Source organism: Exiguobacterium sp. A1_3_1 (genome assembly GCF_048985645.1).
GTDB lineage: Bacteria > Bacillota > Bacilli > Exiguobacteriales > Exiguobacteriaceae > Exiguobacterium_A > Exiguobacterium_A indicum.
Genome location: NZ_WBYY01000334.1, coordinates 1 through 590 on the forward strand (window position 1 = coordinate 1; position 590 = coordinate 590).

At 53.4% G+C, this 590-nt stretch carries 1 protein-coding gene; it reads left to right on the forward strand.

What is annotated here, in order from left to right; genetic code table 11:
• On the forward strand, positions 1-590 hold a 590-nt coding region (locus F8N00_RS18230; protein WP_421018776.1), incomplete at both ends, for an aminotransferase class I/II-fold pyridoxal phosphate-dependent enzyme.

A 590-nucleotide genomic window follows, 5' to 3' on the forward strand; every position in this document is an offset into this window, starting at 1 on the left:
CCTGGAGAAGGTGTCATCGTCCCGGATCCAGGATACCCGGATTACCTGTCTGGTGCAGCACTTGCTGGCGCTTATCCGATTACGCTTCCGTTGCTCGAGAAAAATGATTTCTTGCCGGATTATGACTTACTTGATACGACGGACGTTGAGCGTGCCCGGATGTTGTTCCTCAACTACCCGAGTAATCCGACGGGTGCGACCGCGACGGCAGAAGCCTTCGAACAGACAGTCGCTTTCGCCGATGCCCATGATATCTGTGTCGTTCATGACTTAGCATACGGCGGCATCAGTTTCGATGGTCCGACGCGAAGCTTCCTGCAGACGGAAGGTGCGAAAGACGTCGGGATCGAGCTATTCTCACTCTCGAAACGCTTCAACATGTCCGGCTTCCGGATTGCCTTTGCGATTGGTAATCCGTCTGTCATCTCAAGCATCGAGACATACCAAGAACATCTCTATGTCAGTGCCTTCACACCGATTCAACATGCTGCGACCGTCGCTCTGACGAGTGACCAGACGTGTGTCCGCGAGTTAAGTCGCTTGTATGAAACACGACGCGATGCGTTGTTCGCAAAACTCGATGCGATCGG